General features: G+C 49.2%; 13 protein-coding genes. 5 read left to right on the forward strand and 8 right to left on the reverse strand.

The annotated features are described in order from the left end of the window. Positions 1-83: 83 nt before the first annotated feature. Positions 84-929, forward strand: a complete 846-nt coding sequence (locus MN202_RS14670; protein ID WP_335736886.1) for an AAA family ATPase — start codon at positions 84-86, stop codon at positions 927-929. 253 nt (positions 930-1,182) lie between these two features. Further along, positions 1,183-2,352 (forward strand): vWA domain-containing protein, encoded by a 1,170-nt coding sequence (locus MN202_RS14675; protein ID WP_335736887.1) that lies wholly within the window; start codon positions 1,183-1,185, stop codon positions 2,350-2,352. A 39-nt stretch (positions 2,353-2,391) separates the two neighbouring features. Here MN202_RS14675 and MN202_RS14680 read toward each other — a convergent pair whose 3' ends face one another. Then, a complete protein-coding gene (locus MN202_RS14680) occupies positions 2,392-3,204 on the reverse strand; it encodes an HDOD domain-containing protein (protein ID WP_335736888.1) in 813 nt (270 codons plus the stop codon). 195 nt (positions 3,205-3,399) lie between these two features. On the opposite strand from MN202_RS14680, the gene MN202_RS14685 reads away from it, so the two are divergent. After that, positions 3,400-4,629 (forward strand): EAL and HDOD domain-containing protein, encoded by a 1,230-nt coding sequence (locus tag MN202_RS14685; RefSeq protein ID WP_335736889.1) that lies wholly within the window; start codon positions 3,400-3,402, stop codon positions 4,627-4,629. 55 nt (positions 4,630-4,684) lie between these two features. On the opposite strand, the gene rimO is transcribed toward MN202_RS14685, so the two are convergent. Then, a complete protein-coding gene (gene rimO, locus MN202_RS14690; protein WP_335736890.1) occupies positions 4,685-6,088 on the reverse strand; it encodes a 30S ribosomal protein S12 methylthiotransferase RimO in 1,404 nt (467 codons plus the stop codon). A 188-nt stretch (positions 6,089-6,276) separates the two neighbouring features. On the opposite strand from rimO, the gene ahr reads away from it, so the two are divergent. Continuing rightward, entirely contained in the window at positions 6,277-7,278 is a 1,002-nt protein-coding gene (gene ahr, locus MN202_RS14695; RefSeq protein ID WP_335736891.1) for an NADPH-dependent aldehyde reductase Ahr, read from the forward strand. 47 nt (positions 7,279-7,325) lie between these two features. Here ahr and MN202_RS14700 read toward each other — a convergent pair whose 3' ends face one another. Further along, positions 7,326-7,838 carry a DUF1993 domain-containing protein gene (locus MN202_RS14700; RefSeq protein ID WP_335736892.1) on the reverse strand — a complete coding sequence of 171 codons (513 nt, stop codon included), beginning with the start codon at positions 7,836-7,838 and terminating at the stop codon, positions 7,326-7,328. Between the two features lie 182 nt (positions 7,839-8,020). On the opposite strand from MN202_RS14700, the gene MN202_RS14705 reads away from it, so the two are divergent. Continuing rightward, the gene (locus MN202_RS14705) at positions 8,021-9,646 is read left to right on the forward strand and encodes a response regulator (protein ID WP_335736893.1); all 1,626 of its coding nucleotides are present in this window, start codon (positions 8,021-8,023) and stop codon (positions 9,644-9,646) included. Positions 9,647-9,666: 20 nt separating this feature from the next. Here MN202_RS14705 and ylqF read toward each other — a convergent pair whose 3' ends face one another. The 5 genes from ylqF to MN202_RS14730 form a co-directional block, all read right to left on the reverse strand. Continuing rightward, positions 9,667-10,602, reverse strand: coding sequence for a ribosome biogenesis GTPase YlqF (ylqF, locus tag MN202_RS14710; protein WP_335736894.1), 936 nt, complete (start codon positions 10,600-10,602; stop codon positions 9,667-9,669). Between the two features lie 95 nt (positions 10,603-10,697). Next, positions 10,698-10,979, reverse strand: coding sequence for a hypothetical protein (locus MN202_RS14715; RefSeq protein WP_335736895.1), 282 nt, complete (start codon positions 10,977-10,979; stop codon positions 10,698-10,700). A 140-nt stretch (positions 10,980-11,119) separates the two neighbouring features. After that, positions 11,120-12,259, reverse strand: a complete 1,140-nt coding sequence (locus MN202_RS14720; RefSeq protein WP_335736896.1) for a CsiV family protein — start codon at positions 12,257-12,259, stop codon at positions 11,120-11,122. Beyond that, the gene (gene mfd / locus MN202_RS14725; protein WP_335736897.1) at positions 12,256-15,732 is read right to left on the reverse strand and encodes a transcription-repair coupling factor; all 3,477 of its coding nucleotides are present in this window, start codon (positions 15,730-15,732) and stop codon (positions 12,256-12,258) included. The genes MN202_RS14720 and mfd overlap by 4 nt, the downstream gene beginning before the upstream one ends. Positions 15,733-15,753: 21 nt before the next feature. Next, positions 15,754-16,362, reverse strand: coding sequence for a PilZ domain-containing protein (locus MN202_RS14730; protein WP_335736898.1), 609 nt, complete (start codon positions 16,360-16,362; stop codon positions 15,754-15,756). Between the last annotated feature and the right edge of the window lie 94 nt (positions 16,363-16,456).

The following is a 16,456-nucleotide window of genomic DNA, read 5'->3' on the forward strand; positions in this document are numbered from 1 at the left end:
AAAATTACAGTAGCTTTTGGCTATAAGATATTACGTTTCACCACAACAACCTTGGGTTTGAATACTAAGCATAGAGGGTAGAGATGGCCTTTGTAAGCACCGACAACTATATCGTGTCTGACGAACTGGCGCTGGCAGTAAATGCCGCGGTGACGTTGGAAAAACCGCTGTTGATAAAAGGCGAGCCGGGCACGGGTAAAACCCGGCTGGCCGAAGAGTTGGCGGCAAGCCTCGGCACCGAGCTTATTCAGTGGCATATAAAATCGACCACTAAGGCGCAGCATGGCCTGTACGAGTACGATGCGGTATCCCGCCTGCGCGACAGCCAACTGGGCAGCGACAAGGTGCATGATATTAATAACTATATCCGCCCGGGTAAACTGTGGCAGGCCTTTACCGCTGCTAAGCGCCCGGTACTGCTGATTGATGAAATAGATAAAGCCGATATCGAGTTTCCCAACGATTTACTGCACGAGCTGGACAGGATGGCGTTTTATGTGCACGAGACCGGCGAGCAAATTAGCGCGGTTGAGCGGCCAATAGTGATTATTACCTCAAATAATGAAAAAGAGCTGCCGGATGCGTTTTTGCGCCGCTGCTTTTTTCACTATATCCGCTTTCCGGATGCCGATACGCTGCGCGCCATTGTTGCTGTGCATTACCATGGCATCCAACAGCAGTTACTTAGTACGGCGCTTGAGGTGTTTTTTGAGCTGCGCGAGCTGCCGGGGTTAAAGAAAAAGCCGTCCACGTCAGAGTTGCTCGACTGGTTAAAGTTGTTATTGGCAGAGGATATATCGGCCGAAGTATTAACCGACAAGCAGCAAAAAGGCGGCTTAATGCCGATGTTTGGTGCGCTGCTTAAAAACGAGCAGGATGTCGCTTTGGTAGAAAAACTGGCGTTTTTGGCGAAAAGGCAAGGCAGATAAGAGTGGCACACGCTGAATTGATAGGGCGGCTTGTGCGCAGGCTCCTGGCTCGACTGCAATACTCCTTTTGGCTCGTCGCAGCAACTATACAGGGCAATCCTGCCCTGTACCTGCGGCCAGCGAGAGCTGTTCAAATTCGTTCCAGACGAATTTGTCGTTACGGCTGGCGCCTGCGCTCAGACACTCTGCGCCGCCCAAAACGAGTTTCCAGTCTCACCCTGATACACGAGCAAGCCAGACTTCGGAAACTACCATGCTAATTGAATTCTTTTTTACGCTGCGCAAATACGGCTTAAAAACCAGTATTACTGAACTGCTGGATTTACTTAATGCGCTGAAACAGCAGGTGATCTTCGCTGATACTGAAGCCTTTTATCAGCTGTCCAGGCTGTGCCTGGTAAAAGATGAAACCCAATACGACAAATTCGACCGCGCCTTTGCTGAGTACTTTGAAGGCGTCGCCGAGGTTGATATCGCCGCCAGCATACCGCCGGACTGGCTGGTGCCGGACGTGCTGCGTAAACTTTCTGCTGAAGATAAAGCTAAGCTGCAGGCTTTAGGTGGCCTGGATAAACTGTTGCAAACCTTGCGCGAACGCTTGGCAGAGCAGCAAAAAAAACACAGTGGCGGCAATAAATGGATTGGCACCGGCGGTACTTCAGCTTTTGGTGCTTATGGTTATAACCCGGAAGGTGTGCGTATTGGCCAGCAGGGCAGTGGTGCCCGTCGGGCAGTAAAGGTGTGGGATAAGCGCGAGTTTAAAGATCTGGATACCGACAGCGAGCTAAATAACCGCAGTATTAAACTGGCATTGAAGCAACTGCGTAAATTCGCCCGTAGCGGTGCTGAAACTGAACTGGATTTACACGGCACTATACAGGCGACGTCCGAGCAGGCCGGCTGGCTGGATTTACGCTTTGTGCGCGAGCGGCATAACGCCATTAAGCTGCTGGTATTTTTTGATGTCGGCGGCTCAATGGACGACCATATTGAGCACTGCCAAAAACTGTTTGCGGCGGTTAAAAGCGAATTTAAACACCTGGAGTTTTTTTATTTTCACAACTGTGTTTATGAGGGGGTGTGGCGAGACAACAAACGCCGTTATACCGAACAGATTAAAACCGAGGATATAATTCACACCTATGCCAGCGACTATAAGCTGATATTTGTTGGTGATGCTACTATGGGCCCGTACGAGATTGACTACCCGGGCGGCAGTGTAGAGCATTTTAACGAGCTACCCGGTAAAGTCTGGTTGCAGAGATTATTAGCGCAGTATCCCAAAGCAGTTTGGCTAAATCCGCAGCCACAGCAGTGGTGGCAGCACTATTACTCTATTGGCTTGATAGGGCAAATAATGCAAAACCGAATGCAGCCGTTAACGCTGGACGGTCTCAATTTAGCCATTAAAACACTGCTCTAGCAAAATAGTGCTGAGCTGGCTTTGCCAGCTCAGCACAGGTTAGCTCAGAAACTCTTCTATGCCTTCATCCATATCTGGCGCATTTTTTAGTGCGCTGAACATATCTGACAACTTCAAATGCAGTGCATGGGCTAGTTTGACCGGAAAATCGTCGAAGTTGTCGTTTTGGATGTGCTGCTGGTGATCTGTCATATAGTGGGCCAGATGCACACAAGCGGCATAAGGTGATAATTCAGCTGCTGCCAGTGGTTCTTCCTGCCAACGTATTGCCCGCACAATTTCGCTGGGAAAGTGCCAATGTTCTGCCAATTCGCTACCGGCCTGGGTATAGTCAAAGCCAAGCAGGTCTCGCTCTAATCTTGATCTGGACTCACCGGTATTTACCCGTTTATCTATTACTATGGCTTGTTCCGGTTTTACTACATGGATTAGATATTCACCAATTGCATGCAATAAACCACAGGTATAGGAAAGTTCAGCATCTGCCTTGATAAAACCTGCCAACCATTTGCTGCGGTTTGCCATTTTAAATGACCTGAGCCAGAACGCATTTAAATTAAAGCCCTCCGGCGCTTTAATCGCACTGGTTAAACCTATAGCAAATATCAGCGTTTTTAACGCGTCGATGCCCATTACTACCACAGCATCTTTTACAGAGCCCACTTTGCGGTGGCCGCCATAACGTACAGAGTTAGCTATACGCAATACTTTAGCTGTTATGGCCTGGTCATTGGCTATTATCTGGCTGATTTTATTACTACTAAGATTGGGATCATTTAAGGTGGCTATGAGCTCTTGCATAACTTTTGGTATGCTCGGTAAATTTGTCGCATTGTCGATCATTTTTTTCATAGTTACGCCTACGTCACTGTTGTCCATCAGCTTCCAAAGCTGAATAAGATAACAATAGCCCAGAATATTGATTCGACACTATTTTTTTTGTCGCGGTTTAACTGTCAAAATTACTCTGTAAAGGTATTCAGACTTGTAATGCCAGCACTGCTGTTTGTATAGTGTTGGCCGTTTGTTATCGGAGTAAAGGTTAACATGAGTAGTATAAATGCGGATTCAGATACCGGTTTGGCACTTCAGCGCAGTTGTGCTGCCCAGCCGGTGTTTGATGCCGATAAAAAACGTTTTGCAATAGAACTGTTGCAACGCAGTAAAACCGGTACTAAAGTCTTTTGCCTTAATGATGCATCGCCATCTATTTTACTGCCGGTATGTCAACAGCTTAGCGATTATCTTAGCCTTTATCATAGCGATTTATTTATCCGGTTAAGTGCGCAATTGCTCGAAGCAAAAGTGACGTTAGCGCTGGACCCATCCCGGGTTATTATCGCGCTGGCTGCGCCCGTCAAATATAGCAAGACGCTGTTGGCTGCTATAGGTTGGTATAAAAACCAGGGCTTTCGTTTTTTATTGGACGATAGCAGTGTTAGCGCACATAGTGCAGCGGTCATTGCCCTGGCAGACATTGTCCGGATAGATATGAAAGACACCAGTCTGGCAGATGCCGAGCGGCTTAATGCCTTATACGGCCGGCCAGGGCTGCAATGGCTGGCAGATCGGGTAGAGACCGAAGCCCAGTTTCAAATCTATAAAAGCCTGGGCTGTGAGCTGTTTCAGGGCTATTTTTTCCCGGATAAGCTGGAAATTGCCGGTAAGAAAATTGAACCCAGTGCTGTTAAATTAGCGGATATTATCAGTTGCCTGTTTGACCCCGAGCCCGATTTAAACAAACTGGCGGCGGTACTACAGGACGAACCCAGTATAGTGATGGGCATGCTAAAAGTTGCTAATAGCCCGCTGTACCGCAAAACCCGTGAAGTCAGCTCAATTAAAGAAGTGGTAACCCGGCTGGGGTTAGAATTAAGCCGCAAGCTGGTGTTAACTTATGCTGTGCTAAATAGCCACAATACACCGGCGGCAGTGACGGTTTTAACCCGTGCTTATTCGGCTCAGAGCATTGCCCGGCAATGGCAGTTTGACGCCGCGCACAGCCAGCAGTACTTTTTAGCCGCGCTGATATCCGGTGCCGATATGCTGTTTGGTGTCTCACCGCAGGAATTTTTAGCTTACCTGAATGTACCTAAGCAGATTGCCGACGCACTAAGCCATAATGGCGGCCCTATGGCAGAAGCTTTGGCTTTATTGCTTAAAATAGAACGTGGTAGTGCATTGAAATTAGCAGCAGACAACGCTGAGCTGCCTTACATCAGCTTATACAATATCGAACTTGCCGAAGTACAACAGCGCCTGGCCCAGGTGTTGTGAGCCAAGCCTGAAAGTGACAAAAGGCAGCAGTTGCTGCCTTTTTAACGGTTAATTATTATTCAGCGATGGATGCCCATAAATCATATTCGTCGGCTTCGTCGATAACCGCATCGATAATATCGCCCGGTTTAACCGTGGTTAAGCCGTTTAAGTACACGGCACCGTCAATCTCCGGCGCGTCGGCGAAGCTGCGGCCAATAGCGCCTTCTTCGTCTACTTCGTCAATCAGCACTTTTATGCTACGGCCAATTTTGGCTTGCAGGCGGGCTGTGCTGATGGCTTGCTGGGTTTGCATAAAGCGATGGTAACGTTGTTCCATTACCTCTTCCGGTACCGGATCGGGTAAGTCATTAGCCTTAGCACCTTCTACCGGGCTGTATTTAAAACAGCCAACACGATCCAGCTGGGCTTCTTGTACCCAGTCGAGCAACATCTGGAAATCTTCTTCAGTTTCACCCGGGAAACCAACAATAAAGGTGGAGCGGATGGTCAGTTCCGGACAAATTTCACGCCATTTTTTAATCCGCTCGAGTACGCGATCTGCCTGGCCAGGCCGTTTCATCAGCTTTAAAATGCGCGGGCTGGCATGTTGAAACGGAATATCTAAGTAAGGCAGTACTTTGCCCTGTGCCATCAGCGGAATAATGTCGTCAACGTGCGGATAAGGGTAAACGTAGTGCAGCCGCACCCAAATGCCCATTTCGCCTAAGGCCTCACACAGTGACTGCATAGAGGTTTTTACCGGCGCGCCGTTCCAGAAACCGGTGCGGTGTTTTACATCTACGCCATAGGCGCTGGTGTCTTGCGAGATGATAAGCAGCTCTTTGACGCCGGCATTTTTTAACCGCTGCGCTTCGTCTAACACTTCGCCGACCGGGCGGCTAACTAAGTCGCCACGCATTGACGGAATAATGCAGAAGGTACAACGGTGATTACAACCTTCAGAAATCTTTAAATAGGCATAGTGCTTAGGTGTTAATTTGACGCCATGGTCCGGCACCAGCATGGTAAAAGGGTCGTACTTTGGCTTAGGCACAAACTCATGCACCTGCTTTAATACGTTTTCGTAACTGTGCGGGCCGGTAATGCCCAATACATTGGGGTGTACCTGGCGAATTTCGTCTTCACGTGCGCCCAGACAACCGGTGACGATTACTTTGCCATTTTCGGCTAAGGCTTCACCTATGGTTTCCAGTGATTCCTGTACGGCACTGTCGATAAAGCCACAGGTGTTAACAATAACCAGCTCGGCATCGTCGTAGCTGGGCACTATGTTGTATCCTTCGGCTTTCAGTTGGGTAAGGATACGCTCAGAATCGACCAGATTTTTTGGACAGCCCAGGCTAACAAAACCAATGGTGTTGCCTTTACCGCTACCGGCTTTTACCTGTTCCGTCAGGCTTTTAGCGGCGGTATCCAGAGTGGTGGTTTGTGTCGGATCAAAGGTCTGTACTGTCATAGTGTCTCTTAAAGTCGGCTTAGCCTGAAAAAAGTCGGCGGATTATACCTGAAAGCCGATTAAGAAACAGGTGTTGCTGTATAAAAATTAAGCAGAGATGCTTATTTCTCAGCATAGTTGCAGATCTGGTTAATACTGTTAGCTGTATAGCTTAGTAAAGACAACAAACGTAACCGGCAGGAGATTATATGATAAACACTTACGCTGCACTGGAAGCCGGCGGCAAGCTGGTACCCTGGCAATATGACGCCGGCGCGCTTGGCCGTAATGATGTAGAGATCACCGTTGATTACTGCGGTATCTGCCATTCTGATCTGTCTATGATTGACAACGAATGGGGCATGTCGGCCTATCCGCTGGTTGCCGGACACGAAGTGGTGGGCCGGATCAATGCTGTCGGCGCCGACGTCAGCCATCTGCGTGTTGGACAAGTGGTTGGCTTGGGCTGGCATGCCGATTATTGTCAGGTCTGTAGCAGCTGTGGTAGCGGCGATCATAATTTGTGCAGTAAAGCTGTCGGCACTATAGTCGGACGCCATGGTGGTTTTGCCGATAAAGTCCGTGCTAATGCTGCCAGTGTCGTAGCGCTACCTGACGGTATGGATGTTAAAACGGCCGGCCCGCTGTTTTGCGGCGGTATTACGGTATTTAACCCGTTGGTGCAGTTTGACGTTAAACCGACCGACAAAGTTGCGGTAATTGGCATTGGTGGTTTGGGGCACATAGCGCTGCAGTTTTTACGTGCCTGGGGCTGCGAGGTAACAGCCTTTACCTCCAGCGACAGTAAAAGTGAGGAAGCAAAACAGCTTGGTGCTTATCACTGCATAAATTCACGCAATAGTAATGACATAGAACAAGCGGCTGGGCGCTTTGATTTCATTATCTCTACTGTTAATGTTGCGCTGGATTGGAATTTATATTTATCGACGTTAAAGCCCAAAGGCCGGTTGCACTTTGTTGGCGCCACGCTGGAGCCATTAAATATCGGCGTTTTTGGTTTGATTATGGCCCAGCGCTCGGTGTCTGGCTCACCTGTAGGTAGCCCGGCGACGATAGCCAAGATGTTGCAGTTTGCTGTGCAGCACAATATTAAACCTGTGGTAGAGACATTTAAATTTAGCCAGGTAAATGAAGCTATTGCTCATTTAAAGCAGGGCAAGGCACGTTATCGTATAGTGCTGGAGCGCTAAAGCGGTAAAAAAGCGCCGGGCAATAACCCGGCGTTTTAGCCTGTGTTTTAAGATTTGTATGGCATAGCGCCTAGGTAGTCTTTTTTGCCAACATCGACACCGTTATGGCGCAAAATGGCATAGGCGGTAGTAATATGAAAATAGATATTCGGCAGTACATGCTGCATTAAAAACTCTTCACCGGTTAAATATTTGCCTTCCCAACGTGGTTGACTGATTTTTTGCGTAGCGGCGCTGGCAAAATCGGCTGCGCTAAATGTCGCCAGATAAGCTTGCGTGTCACTAATACGCTGTTTTAACTGCTCCAGCGTGGTTTCATCATCGGCATTTTTGGGCGCGCTATCAACCTTATTACTTAACCGCGCCGCGCCGAGTTTGGCGGTATCGCAGGCAATTTGTACCTGACGGATCAGGTTAAACTGATCTGGTGCCAGCCTGGCGTTTAACAACACCGCCATATCGACTTTTTTACTGTCGGCAAAGGCTGCGCCTTTATCCAGTATAAGTTGCAGGTTTTGAAGCATTTTTTGCATTTGTATAATGCTGAGTTGATAAAACATGGTGTGGCCCTCTGGCTCTGTTGATAAAGTGTGTTGTAGCTGAGGTTGGGGTGCTGCAGCCTGTGCACAATGGCCGTAGCAGATTATATTTTTGCACTATTGCTTTTATCGTGGCTTGCTAATATAACTGATATAAAAGGTAGTGCGTTGTAGCTGTGATCGCAGGGATGTGAAGTATACCAATGGAACAAGAAGAACTTACCGCGTTAGATAAACTCAATGTGCTGATCATCGATGATCAGATCCTGGTACAAAACGTTATTAAATCAGCGTTATTTGAGCTGGGTATCGTCAATGTTAAATGTGCCGAAAACTCTTACTATGCGCTGCGCTTGTGCGAACAAACCCAGTTTCATGTGGTGATTTGTGCTTTTAACGTAAAAAGTGACAAAGACGGTTTTCATTTGCTGGAAGAACTTAAGTTCAAACGCTATGTGACAAAATGCACCGTATTGATTTTTCTCAGTGCTGAAACCAGTGAAGACTTAGTAAACAGCATTGTCGAGCTGCAACCTGACGACTTTTGGGTTAAGCCGTTAAACAATAAGCAAGTACAAGCCAGATTACCGTTAACACTGGAAGTAAAACGTACGCTGTTTAATGTCTATCAGGCATTGGATCGGCAGGATTACAGCAAAGCGATATACTATGCCGAGCGCTACATGCTTAACCCGGCGCTGAGTAAATACCATCTGCAAATGAAACGGTTAAAAGGTGAATGCCTGCTGCAACTGCGTGAGTTTGCCGATGCGGCGCTTTATTATGAAAATTTGCTGCAAAGCCATAAGACATCCTGGGCGCATCTGGGCTATATCAAAGCCTTGTTAGAGCAAGACCGGTTGGCGGAGATCCAGCTGTTGTTGCAGCAGCTAACCGATAAAACCGACACCCGTTTTGCCACCTACGATATGCTGGCGCACTATTACATAGGTAAGCAGCAGTATGGTAAGGCCTATGAAGAAATAAAAAAGGCCACCCGGTTAGCGCCGCGTAATATTGAACGCAATAAACGGCTGCTGGATTTGGCCAGGTTAAATCATGATCACGTCGGCCAGTATCAGGCCACAATCGCCATGGCAAAATATGCCAAAAATTCGATTCATGATTCGCCATTACTGCGCTTAAATGTAGTGCGTGCCGGTATCGATTACGCAACCACTATCGATAAAACCGATGCGGTGCGGGTACTAAACCAGTCTGAGATCCTGTTAACAGAGCTTGAAAAGCAGCCGGCGATGGCGTCGCAACTGAAAGATCAACTACTGGTGATCCGGGCCAGATTACACACGGCAAGAGAAGAGCGGGACAAAGCCGAAGGCATAGTAGATAACCATATCAGTTTGCGGCCAGGTACTTCAGTTGAAGATAATCTGGATAAAGTAAAAGCCTTACATGAGCTGGGCCGGCGCGAAGATGCGGTGTCATTACTTGATGCGATTAAACGGCAAATTAGCGGCACTAACCTGACCAGCCAGGTGGTAAGTAAGTATATTGAACAGGAAGCCGCTGAACGCTCTGCTGTGCACTTTACGCCGCAGCAATTAAACCGCATGGCGGTTGAATTTTTTAAACGCAACAAGTTTCATGCCGCACTGAATTCGCTGGAGCAGGCTTTTTCGCTGACGCCAAATAATATGAGTGTCGCGCTGAATATTCTAAAGGTGCTGGTTGCGTTGCAGCAGCAAGAGACGCTGGATGCCGGCCATCTTGCCCTGGCCAATAATTTATTGCAGCAGTTGCAGCACGCCAAACTCGATGAGGAACAACAGGAAAAATGTGTCGGATTTCAGCAGCATTTTTCCCAGTAAACACCTTGGCCGGCGCTGAACTAGCGGTACTTTCGTTGTGCTTTGCGTTTGCGCTCTGCTTCACGCTCGGCCTTTTCTTTGGCTTTGGCGGCTTCTTCGGCTTTGGCGGCAGTTAATTCTGCGCTAACCATCTCCGGGGTTTCTAATGTTACCGGGCCAAGATTGCCGGCGCGTAATTCGGTAATTAAAATGCTGCCGGCTTTTTCCAGGTCAACCACGCCACCTTTGCGCATAGCGCCGCGTTTTACCCCGATAGCATCCATCAATGCCAGATCGTTTTCCGGCTGCTCGGTTAAGCCAAAACGTTGCATTACTGCGCCGGGATAGGCCTGTAACAGGTAATCTGCGGCAAACATAGCAATGTCGGCATAATCAAACACGGTATCTTTAATGGCGCCGGTAACCGCCAGCCGGTAACCGCAGGTTGGCGGATTTAACTTTGGCCACAAAAAGCCCGGGGTATCGGTCAAAATAACATTGTTATCCAGCTTTATACGCTGCTGCATTTTAGTGACACCGGCTTCGTTGCCGGTTTTGGCGATGGTGCGCCCCGCCAGCGTATTAATGAGTGTTGATTTGCCGACGTTGGGAATGCCCATAATCATGGCGCGTGCGGCACGGATATCCAGATTACGCTCTGGCAGCATAGTATTACACAGTTGCAGCAAAGCGCGGATTTGCTCCGGATTTTGCTGGCTTATTGGGATGGCTTTGACGCCGGCTTGCTGCTCAAAGTGTTCTACCCAGCGTGCGGTAAGCAGCGGGTCGGCTAAGTCGGCTTTGTTTAACACCTTAATGCAAGGGGTATTACCACGCAGTTGCGGCACCAGTGGGTTTTCACTGGAAAAAGGAATACGGGCATCAAGCATTTCGATAATAATATCGACCTGCGGCATGACTTCGGCAATTTCTTTGCGGGCCTTGTGCATGTGACCCGGGAACCAGTTAATAGACATCCGTACGACCTTAATGTTACCTGTGTTGGCTAAGTGCTACAGCCAAGCCATTGCTAATTGGCCGCTATAATAGCGCAAAACAGGCCGCAGGTGTGTCAGTGCAATACAAACTGGTAAATGCTTAATGCAGAAAGAGGGGCCAATATGGCTGAATAACAGGCGGCACTGGGTAACCGGATAATACCGAGGTTGCGAAATAACAGCAGCAGAAAGTACATGCCCAGCAGTGGCGGCAGCAGGTTAAGCCACAAGGTGCCCGACAATGCCGGAAATAACCAGCTTAACAACGGATTACAACTGCTGGCCAGTACCAGCAGAACAAGCAACAGCACATATTGTGCAGGGCTGAGTTCCGGTAGTGGTGTCAGATCGTCCATAGTTCTCAGTAATTAATTGATGTAATGCAGTAATTCTAAAAAAGTAACAGCCGGTTTACCCGTTTTGTTTTGTATTAAAGTGTAAAAACGCCGCAAGCTTATGCAGTTATTGGTAATTTTGCAAGTAAAATGGGTAAAAATTACGGCTGCTCTGGTAAATCCTCTGTAACATTTTCTTCGTCCGGCGGCGGCAGAGCAGGCTCAAAACGGCGGATTTGCAGCACTATCCCAAGATAGGGGTGGTCGAGATAATGTACTTCACCACTGATTACCCGCCGGCTTTGTTTAACATAGATGCTTTGCAATTTGTCGGCCTGTGGCAGACGTAAATTGAATTCAGTATTAACAAATAAATAATGATCCAGATGCAGTTTAAACAAGCCATCTAACTGCCAAACCTGTTGTGGCAGCGTATTAATGGTAATAGCAGAGTCATCTGTTGCGCTATGTTCAGCGGTATCAGTACTGGCCCGCTCGGGCAGTGCCTGCTCTGCTGTCAGCAACTGCAGTAATTGCTCAATGTGCTGCAGCATATCGTTATTGCCTGCTGGCTGCTGTGTGTCTGAGTCTGGCTCAGTAAGCTCAATGTCAATGCTGCTGGCTTGCTCTGGTGCAGGTTCAGCCTTAACCAGTGGCTGGCCCCAATAATCGAACTCTGTCGAGTAATTGTTACCGCTATACCAGCGGCTTGCCACCGCCAGCCGTTCCGTAACCGGTGCTTGCCGCCAGGCGGTATGCAACAGCAGTTGTTTGTCGCTTTGCCGCGCTATTCTGGCGGCAATTTTGTCCAGCTGTAAAGCGCTGGCATCGGTTAAATAGGGGTTGTCCTGATGCACACCGCTACCGACCACCAAAGGCGACAATTGCGCCGGAAAAGGCACAGTGCTATTGAGTTGCGGTGCTTCAAACAGGTTGCTATGTGCCCACACCGGTGGTTGTGGTTCGATAATACATAATTCATTAACAAAGGCCGGCGTAAAACCTTCTGTCAAACCTTCAGTTAGCTGGGGCGGGCTTGGCAGCTGACACGGCGCTAAGGTGGCCAATAGCTTGCTGATATCTCTCTGATAGTGTGGTGTAAGTAAATCTATGGCGCGGCCGGGTTTAATTGGCGTGGTGCTGTCGGCAAAACGTTCTTGCAGGTTGGCAGCAGGCTGCTGGCTAAAGACGATAATTTCGACTTCAAACCAGCGCTGCTCTGGCGTGGCAGCTTGCTGGGCGAACAGCGCCTGGCTAAATACTGCACCTGCAACCAGGCACCATAGTTGGGTTTTACTCATGCTGTTACCTTATGTCTGGCAAAGTCTGACAGCATATTAGCTATCAGGGCTAAACGCGCTGCGTAGTCGTCAGATGCTATCGTAAATCGCAGTTTTTGTCCGCCTTCCAGTTTAAAAATGCGAGACTGTTTTTGAATCAGTTCAATAATATAGCCCGGCGAAACCGAGGTTTTATCGGCAAATTCTACTACACCGCCTTTGGCGCTGGCCTCAATACGGCGGATACCCAGCTCGGCGGCCTGCAGCTTAAACTCACTGATAGCAACCAGGTTTTTTGCTGCATCGGGTAACAGGCCAAAACGGTCGATCAGTTCTACCTGTACTTCGTCCAGCTCTTCAGTGCTGCGGGCAGAAGCCAGCTTTTTATAGCAGGACAGGCGCAAGTTTACATCCGGAATGTAGCTATCAGGTAACAGGGCCGGAATGCGTAATTCTATTTCTGTCTGTTGGTTTAGCATTGCATCCAGGCTGGGTTCACGGCCGTTCTTCAGCGCCTGTACCGCTTGTTCCAGCATATCCATATACAGGCTGAAACCGACCGACTCAATCTGGCCGCTTTGTTCATCGCCGAGCAGCTCGCCGGCGCCGCGAATTTCCAGATCATGGGTTGCCAGGGCAAAGCCTGCACCTAAATCTTCCAGGCTGGCAATGGCTTCCAGCCGTTTCTCTGCGTCTTTGCTAAGCCGTTTTGGCGGCGGTGTGAGTAGATAGGCGTATGCCTGATGGTGCGAACGGCCAACCCGGCCGCGCAACTGGTGCAATTGTGCCAGACCAAAGTTGTCGGCGCGGTTGATAATAATGGTGTTGGCCGTTGGTACATCGATACCGGTTTCAATAATGGTAGAGCATAACAGCAGGTTAAAGCGCTGATGGTAAAAGTCGGACATGACCTGCTCCAGCTCACGCTCGCGCATCTGGCCGTGGGCAATGGCAATAATGGCTTCGGGCAGTAATTCCGCCAGTTCTGTGGCGGTTTTTTCAATGCTGGCAACATCATTGTGCAGAAAATACACCTGGCCACCGCGCAGTATTTCCCGCATTACCGCTTCGCGGATCAGGCCGTTTTCATGCTGGCGCACAAAGGTTTTTACCGCTAGCCGCCGCGCCGGTGGCGTGGCAATAATAGACAAGTCACGCATACCGGACATCGACATATTTAACGTACGCGGAATAGGTGTGGCGGTGAGGGTTAAAATATCGATGTTGGCACGCAGCGCTTTGATCTTTTCTTTTTGCCGGACACCAAAGCGGTGTTCTTCATCGACTATCAGCAGGCCAAGATCATGTAATTTGATATCGTCCTGCAGTAGCTTGTGGGTACCAATTAAAATATCCACTTTGCCGTTTTCGACATCGGTCAGAATGGCTTTTTGCTGTTTGGCACTGACAAAGCGCGATAGCACTTCTACCCGCACCGGCCAGTTAGCAAAACGGTCTTTAAAATTGTCAAAATGTTGTTGTGCCAACAGGGTGGTGGGCACCAGTATCGCCACTTGCTTGCCATCGTTAACAGCAACAAAGGCAGCGCGCATCGCCACTTCAGTTTTACCAAAACCGACATCACCGCAGACTAAACGGTCCATCGGCTGTGGCGTTTGCATATCGCGCAATACGGCGTCAATGGCGTCTTGCTGATCTGCGGTTTCTTCAAACGGGAAGCTGTCGGCAAAGGCCAGGTAAGCCTGTTGGTCCTGTTTAAATGCATAGCCCTGATGCGCAGCGCGCTGGGCGTACACATCCAGTAACTCGGCGGCGACATCACGTACTTTTTCGGCGGCTTTGCGCCGTGATTTCTCCCAGCTGTCGTTGCCAAGTTTATGCAGCGGCGCATGTTCGGCATCGTTGCCGCTGTAGCGGCTAAGCAGATGTAACGAGGTTACCGGAACATACAGTTTGCTGCCGCCTGCGTATTCAATCGTAACAAATTCGGCACTGATACCGCCGGCATCAAGCAATTGCAGACCCTGGTAACGGCCAATACCATGTTGCAAATGCACTATCGGCTGGCCGGTATTTAGCTCAGCCAGATTGCGGATCACGGTGTCGTTAGAGATTTGCTGGCTACGTTTACGCCGCCGGCGCTGGCTTATTTTCTGGCCAAATAATTCGTTTTCGCTGATAAGTGCCAGCAGTTCTGGCTGTTGCAGCAAGGCGCCTTGCTCCAGCGCACCGACAATAATGCCCAGGTCATCCCGGCTTTGTACAAAGGCACGCAGATCGGCAAACTGAGAAATATGCACGCTGGCTTTGTGCAGTAATTGCAGCAGGCTTTCACGGCGGCCTTCACTTTCAACAAAAAATGCCGCCCGGCCGCGTTGTTGTTTCAGGGTTAAAATAAACTGTTGCAGCGCCTGCAGCGGGTTTTTTAACTGATGGTTGACGCTCAGATCCGGTAGCTGGCTGGCGGCCAGATTACCACTGCCGGCGCGCGGCGGCAGCTCGGCCTGGCTTAAACGAATACGGCCGTGTGATTTTATTGCGGCAAACAGCTGGTCAATACTGAGATATAACTCGGCAGGGGGCAGTATTGGCCGCAGTAAATCTATTGCTCTGTCATCATAACGCCGGCGTAACTCATGCCAGAATTTTTCCGCATTGTGTTCAGTATCACCCAGTAACAAACAGCGGCTGTGTGGTGGCAGATAATCGAATAAACTGGCGGTGCTTTGAGCAAACAGCGGTAAATAATATTCAATGCCGGCCGGCAGCATGCCTTGGCTAACCTGCTGATAAAGAGACTCTTTTTCATTGCGGGCAGCAAAGCGTTCCCGATAAGCCAGACGAAAACGTTCTATCGCCGCCTGATCGGTAGGAAATTCATGTGCCGGCAGCAATTCAATAGCATCAACCTGCGCCAGGCTGCGTTGATTATCCGGGTCGAAGGTACGAATACCGTCAACATCATTGTCAAAAAAGTCTATCCGGTACGGTGATGTGGCGCCCATCGGGTATAAATCTAGAATAGAGCCGCGGGCCGAAAACTCACCATGCTCCATTACCTGCTCGACACTGCGATAGCCCACCGCGGCCAACTGACGCTTCAGCGCGGCTAAATCAACCTGCTGGCCTTTTTTGATAATAAAGCTGTTTTGCTCCAGATGGTCACGGTTGCAAATGCGCAGTAAAGCGGTACTTACCGGTACTATCACTAAGGCCCGGCTTAAGCGTGGCAGCTGATACAGGGTTTTTAAGCGCTGGGAAATAATATCCTGATGCGGTGAAAACACATCATAGGGCAGCGTCTCCCAGTCAGGTAAGGTTAACAGCGGGCAGCTGTCGTCGGTTAGAAATACCGCCAGCTCCTGCTCCAGGCGCAGTGCGGTAGGCGTATCGGCAACCAGCAGTAAATAAAAACCACTGTGCTGTGTGACCAGGTTGGCGATACTCAGCGGCAAGGCCGCCCCTTTGAGGTTACCCCACTGCAGTTGGTCAGTAGCGTGTTTTAATTGTGGTAAAGCGGAGATCAAATCCATGTAAAACGACAAACCTTTAAATTAATGCTGATTATCTGCCGATGCCTGTTGTCGCTGTTCGGCTTTTTGTTTTAATAGTCTGGATTGCTGGTGCAGACTGGCGCGCACCAACAGCTCGCGATCTTCTTCGCGAATACGACTAAACACCAGCTGCACTAAGTAGCCGCCAGCATGGGGTTGGCAACTTAATACCTGGCCATAGCAAAACACCGCGCCTTCGTTATTATCAAGAAAGAGTTTTACTTCAACAACCTGCAAAGGTTGTAACGGCGCACTGGCGATGTAACTGCAGCCACTGCCACCAAAACTCAGTGTGCTAAAGCGGCTGCTGGCGTCATCTTGCTGGCGCAATACGTAATGCAGCAACAAATCGATCTTTCTGGCTTGCTGCTGCAGATAATTCGCCAATTCGTCGGCCAGCTCTCCCAAACGGTTTAACGAGCGCAGGGCTGAACTGTTCAGGCTGTTAACGTCAGTGGCCAGCATAAAGGGAGCAGGGATGGCGGACAGCAAAGCTTGCTGATCAGGCAGGGGACCGTCTACCGGCTGCACATTGATGCTGATACTGTGTCCAACACTGAAATAATCCTGATAGGCCTCAGCGAGTTGCTGTATTGTTAAGTCACTCATGGCGTCACCTTCGCAAGCTGCTTGTCACCACTGACAATAATCTCTATGATCGACGCCACTTTACCATCTCAAGTGGGCCTTGTCCTGAATATTA

The sequence above is a fragment of the Rheinheimera muenzenbergensis genome (assembly GCF_036984005.1).
GTDB lineage: Bacteria > Pseudomonadota > Gammaproteobacteria > Enterobacterales > Alteromonadaceae > Alishewanella > Alishewanella muenzenbergensis.

Excerpts from the sequence above, each read along its gene's own strand:
- mfd (WP_335736897.1), bottom strand. The coding sequence starts at position 15,732 with ATGGATTTGATCTCCGCTTTACCACAATTAAAACACGCTACTGACCAA.
- MN202_RS14705 (WP_335736893.1), top strand. The coding sequence starts at position 8,021 with ATGGAACAAGAAGAACTTACCGCGTTAGATAAACTCAATGTGCTGATC.
- ahr (WP_335736891.1), top strand. The coding sequence starts at position 6,277 with ATGATAAACACTTACGCTGCACTGGAAGCCGGCGGCAAGCTGGTACCC.
- MN202_RS14680 (WP_335736888.1), bottom strand. The coding sequence starts at position 3,204 with ATGAAAAAAATGATCGACAATGCGACAAATTTACCGAGCATACCAAAA.
- MN202_RS14720 (WP_335736896.1), bottom strand. The coding sequence starts at position 12,259 with ATGAGTAAAACCCAACTATGGTGCCTGGTTGCAGGTGCAGTATTTAGC.
- MN202_RS14715 (WP_335736895.1), bottom strand. The coding sequence starts at position 10,979 with ATGGACGATCTGACACCACTACCGGAACTCAGCCCTGCACAATATGTG.
- MN202_RS14700 (WP_335736892.1), bottom strand. The coding sequence starts at position 7,838 with ATGTTTTATCAACTCAGCATTATACAAATGCAAAAAATGCTTCAAAAC.
- ylqF (WP_335736894.1), bottom strand. The coding sequence starts at position 10,602 with ATGTCTATTAACTGGTTCCCGGGTCACATGCACAAGGCCCGCAAAGAA.
- MN202_RS14685 (WP_335736889.1), top strand. The coding sequence starts at position 3,400 with ATGAGTAGTATAAATGCGGATTCAGATACCGGTTTGGCACTTCAGCGC.
- rimO (WP_335736890.1), bottom strand. The coding sequence starts at position 6,088 with ATGACAGTACAGACCTTTGATCCGACACAAACCACCACTCTGGATACC.
- MN202_RS14670 (WP_335736886.1), top strand. The coding sequence starts at position 84 with ATGGCCTTTGTAAGCACCGACAACTATATCGTGTCTGACGAACTGGCG.
- MN202_RS14730 (WP_335736898.1), bottom strand. The coding sequence starts at position 16,362 with ATGAGTGACTTAACAATACAGCAACTCGCTGAGGCCTATCAGGATTAT.
- MN202_RS14675 (WP_335736887.1), top strand. The coding sequence starts at position 1,183 with ATGCTAATTGAATTCTTTTTTACGCTGCGCAAATACGGCTTAAAAACC.